The 3,578-nt window shown below is 66.7% G+C and carries 6 protein-coding genes; 2 read left to right on the forward strand and 4 right to left on the reverse strand.

Annotation, left to right across the window (positions count from 1 at the left end):
* Window positions 1-65 precede the first annotated feature (65 nt).
* On the forward strand, window positions 66-551 hold the full coding sequence (locus EN742_RS28215) for a MarR family transcriptional regulator (protein WP_126058143.1): 486 nt from the start codon (window positions 66-68) through the stop codon (window positions 549-551).
* Between the two features lie 13 nt (window positions 552-564).
* Here the strand turns inward: EN742_RS28215 and EN742_RS28220 are convergent, their stop codons facing one another.
* The 4 genes from EN742_RS28220 to EN742_RS28235 all read right to left on the reverse strand — a co-directional run bounded on the left by EN742_RS28220 (window position 565) and on the right by EN742_RS28235 (window position 2,987).
* Complete coding sequence (locus tag EN742_RS28220) at window positions 565-990, reverse strand: DUF1178 family protein (RefSeq protein ID WP_126058142.1); 426 nt, start codon at window positions 988-990, stop codon at window positions 565-567.
* On the reverse strand, window positions 987-1,847 hold the full coding sequence (locus EN742_RS28225) for a carbon-nitrogen hydrolase family protein (RefSeq protein ID WP_126058141.1): 861 nt from the start codon (window positions 1,845-1,847) through the stop codon (window positions 987-989). Before EN742_RS28225 ends, EN742_RS28220 begins: the two co-directional genes overlap by 4 nt.
* A gap of 2 nt (window positions 1,848-1,849) precedes the next feature.
* Window positions 1,850-2,119, reverse strand: coding sequence for a glutaredoxin 3 (gene grxC / locus EN742_RS28230; RefSeq protein WP_126058140.1), 270 nt, complete (start codon window positions 2,117-2,119; stop codon window positions 1,850-1,852).
* Window positions 2,120-2,186: 67 nt separating this feature from the next.
* Window positions 2,187-2,987, reverse strand: coding sequence for a ComF family protein (locus tag EN742_RS28235; protein ID WP_126058139.1), 801 nt, complete (start codon window positions 2,985-2,987; stop codon window positions 2,187-2,189).
* A 54-nt stretch (window positions 2,988-3,041) separates the two neighbouring features.
* Here EN742_RS28235 and EN742_RS28240 point away from each other — a divergent pair.
* Window positions 3,042-3,578: methyltransferase domain-containing protein (locus EN742_RS28240; protein ID WP_128333535.1), on the forward strand; the 537-nt coding region annotated here is incomplete at its 3' end.

Here is a 3,578-nt window from a genome sequence, read left to right on the forward strand (position 1 = left end):
CTATTGTGTTTTGCGATAACATAGTGCAGAGATTCTTTATGTCAAGATACTTTTCGGTGAGATAGATGGATCGGGCGGCAAGGGCGATCGAGCAGTGGCAAAGGGAACGGCCAGACCTGGACGTCTCGCCTATGGCCGTGATCGGACGGCTGAACGAAGCCGCCTCGCTGATCTCGCGCGAGCGGCTGGCGCCGCTGTTTGCCCGCTTCGGATTGCAGCAAGGCGAGTTCGACGTGCTGGCGACCCTGCGCCGGTCCGGCAAGCCCTACGCGCTGACGCCGACCGATCTCTACGAGGCGACGATGGTGACTTCCGGCGCCATGACCGCCCGCCTCGACCGGCTGGAAAAGGCCGGTTTGATCATGCGCGCGCCGCACCCCAGCGACCGGCGCGGGGTTGTCGTTGCGCTCACCGAAAAGGGCCTGGCCGTGACCGATGAGGCACTCGTCGCCCATGTCGCCAACGAACATGACATCCTCGCCGGACTGACGCGCGAGGAGCGGGAGACGCTCGCGAGATTGCTCGGGAAGCTGATCGAAAGCTTGGGCTAGCCTGGCTGGATGCTCAGTTCCGGTCGTCCGGAAAGGTCGGGATTGGCGTGAACTCGACGCCGTCCTCGGCCAGGCTCTTCGCTTCCTCCGGCGTCGCCTCGCCATAGATGCCGCGCGGATCGGTCTCGCCGAAATGGATCTTGCGCGCTTCCTCGGCGAACTTGTCGCCGACATAGTCGGCGTTCTCGCGCACCTTCTCGGCGAGCGCCTTCAACTGCGCCAATGCCTGCTTCTGCGCCTCGCCCATGGCGAGCGCGATCTTTTCCTGTTTGCGCCCGGTCGAGACGGCCGGCGCCATCAGCGCCTTGTCAACCTTGTGCGAGCCGCAGCTCGGGCAATCGACCAAGCCACGCTTCTTCTGCGTGCCGAAATCGTCATTGCTGCGGAACCACGCCTCGAATTCGTGTTCGTGCTCGCAGATCAGGGAAAAACGGATCAAGAAGCTGCACCCCTGAGACGCGGCGCCTCGCCGGCATTGACGGCGAACTCGCGCGCGTTCTTCAGATTGGGGATCTTCCTGCGCGCGGCGAGCGACTGCGCTGGATCGATCTCGGCGACGATCACGCCGGGCTCCTCATGGGCGGCTTCCGCCACGATGCGGCCCCACGGGTCGACGATCAGCGAGTGGCCAAAAGTCTCGCGGCCGTCCTCGTGCAGGCCCCCTTGCGCGGCCGCAACCACATAGGCGCCGTTCTCGATGGCGCGAGCCCGAAGCAGCACGTGCCAGTGTGCTTCGCCGGTCTGCCGGGTGAAGGCGGCGGGCACCGAAAGCACATTGGCGCCGGCCAGCGCCTCGGCGCGGAACAGCTGCGGGAAGCGCAGGTCGTAGCAGACGGCAAAGCCGAGCCTGGCACCGTCGATCTCGGCGATGACGGCCTCGGTGCCCGGCTCGTAGGCGGCGGATTCGCGCCAGCTCTCGCCATTGTCGAGGTCGACGTCGAACATGTGGATCTTGTCGTAGCTGGCGATGGTGGTGCCATCGGGCGCGAACAGCAACGCGCGGTTGGCCAGCTTGCCGTCGGCGCGCAGGATGGCGGTCGAGCCTATATGCAGGAAGATGCCGAGCTCCTTCGCCAGCTTCCGGGCGGTCGAAACGATGATGTCCTTGTCCTCTGAGGTGAAGGAAGCGGCCCGCGCCTCCTTGTCGCGCACCAGCGCGCCGGTCATCTCGGGGGTCTGCACATAGGTGGCGCCCAGGCCTGCCGCCTCGCGCACCAGACGCTCCAGATCGACCGCGTTGCGCTCGGGGCTGGTGCCCGAACGCATCTGCACCGCCGCTGCCTTGAAACCACCCATGATCAACCCCTCGAACCGTCGGCGAGCAGCGCATCGAGCCGGCCCTCGGCCTCCAGCTCGTGGAGGTCGTCGGAGCCGCCGACATGCGTGTCGCCGATGAAAATCTGCGGAAATGTAGAGCGGCCATGCGCCCGGGAAATCATTTCCTGGCGCAGTTCCGGCGAGAAGGAGGCATCGTGCTCGGTGTAGGCGACGCCCTTGCGCTCGAGCAGCCGCTTGGCCGCGGTGCAATAGCCACACATCATGCGCGTATAGATCGTCACATCAATCATCGATCAGCATTCCTGCATGTCACCTGGAAGCGCGCAGCGCTCTGGGACAACAACAACATTTGTCGTTTTATATAGTCGCGGACTCGTCGGCTCGAAAGTCCCCTGGCAAAACGCGCGCGAAGGTCAGCACGTCGACGGCGCCGGCGCCGCCCTTCTTCAGTGCCTTGGCCACCGATCTCACGGTCGCGCCGGTGGTATAGACATCGTCGACCAACAGCACCCGGCGGCCGGCGATCTCGATCTCCGCCTCGGACGGCACGCGGAAGGCGGCGCGCACATTGTCCTCGCGCTCCTGCCGCTCCAGCCCGACCTGCTGGCGGGTGAGCTTCACGCGCCTCACAACCGAAGCCGAGAAAGGCAGGCCGCTGAGGTGCGACACCGCCCTCGCCAGCTCGGCCGACTGGTTGAACTGCCGCCGGAAGAAGCGCCGCCAGTGCAACGGCACCGGCACGACGAGATCAGCCTCCGCGATCAGCTCGGCTCCGGCACGCTGCATCCAGCGCGCCATCCATGGCGCCAGATCCGTACGGTCTTGGTACTTCAGGCCCTGCACCATCTGGCGCGCGACGCCGGAATAGACGACCGCCGCCCGCGCCCGCTCGAAAGGCGGCGGATCGGCAATGGCTTCGGCGCAGAGGAAGCCCTCGCCCATGTCGTGGGTGAACGGCGTGCCCATCACCGCGCACCAGGGCCGTTCCAGCAGCCTGAGCTTCGGCCAGCAGGTGCCGCACAGCACCCCGGGCTGCGAGACATGGCGCCGGCAGCCGGCGCAGACCGGCGGAAACAGGATGCGCGCCGGCAAGGCCAATGCCCTCCGCGCGATTGTCCCGAGTTCAACGGTCTTGATCTTCGGCATTGGATCGGCCACGTGGTTTCGTCGCCGCTCCACTATATCAGAGAGCGGGAAACAGGAACCTGCCCGTTGCAGCCTATCATCGACACCTCGCTCTGGCTGGCGCGCAAGCGTCGCGCCCTGGCCCACCCCGTGGGCGGCGCCGATTTCCTGATGCGGCGGGCAGCCGATGACCTTGCCGACCGGCTCGGCGCGGTCGAGCGCAGCTTCGGCAAGGCGGCCGCGCTGTTGTGCCAGACGCCGGCGGCAGGGGATGTGCTCGCCGAAAGCGGCAAGGCGGCGGAGATAGCGCGCGTCGAAGCGGACACTGCCTTCCTCGCAGGCGCAGCCGGGCTGGTGGCGGCGCTCGAAACTGTGCCGTTCGAGGCGCAAAGCCTCGACCTTGTCGTGTCGCTGCTGTCGCTGCAGGCGATGAACGATATTCCCGGCATGCTGGCCCAGATCCGGCGGGCGCTGCGGCCCGACGGGCTTTTTCTCGGCGCCCTGGCCGGCGCCGGCACGCTTTCCGAACTGCGCGAGAGCCTGCTCGCCGCCGAGACCGAGCTCTACGGCGGCGCCAGCCCGCGCGTCATTCCCTTCACCGATGTCCGCGACGCCGGCGCGCTG

The sequence above is a fragment of the Mesorhizobium sp. M4A.F.Ca.ET.020.02.1.1 genome, assembly GCF_004022645.1.
GTDB lineage: Bacteria > Pseudomonadota > Alphaproteobacteria > Rhizobiales > Rhizobiaceae > Mesorhizobium.

What these genes read in the sequence shown, in the direction of transcription:
- EN742_RS28215 (WP_126058143.1), top strand. Translation starts at nt 66, where the DNA reads ATGGATCGGGCGGCAAGGGCGATCGAGCAGTGGCAAAGGGAACGGCCA.
- EN742_RS28225 (WP_126058141.1), bottom strand. Translation starts at nt 1,847, where the DNA reads ATGGGTGGTTTCAAGGCAGCGGCGGTGCAGATGCGTTCGGGCACCAGC.
- grxC (WP_126058140.1), bottom strand. Translation starts at nt 2,119, where the DNA reads ATGATTGATGTGACGATCTATACGCGCATGATGTGTGGCTATTGCACC.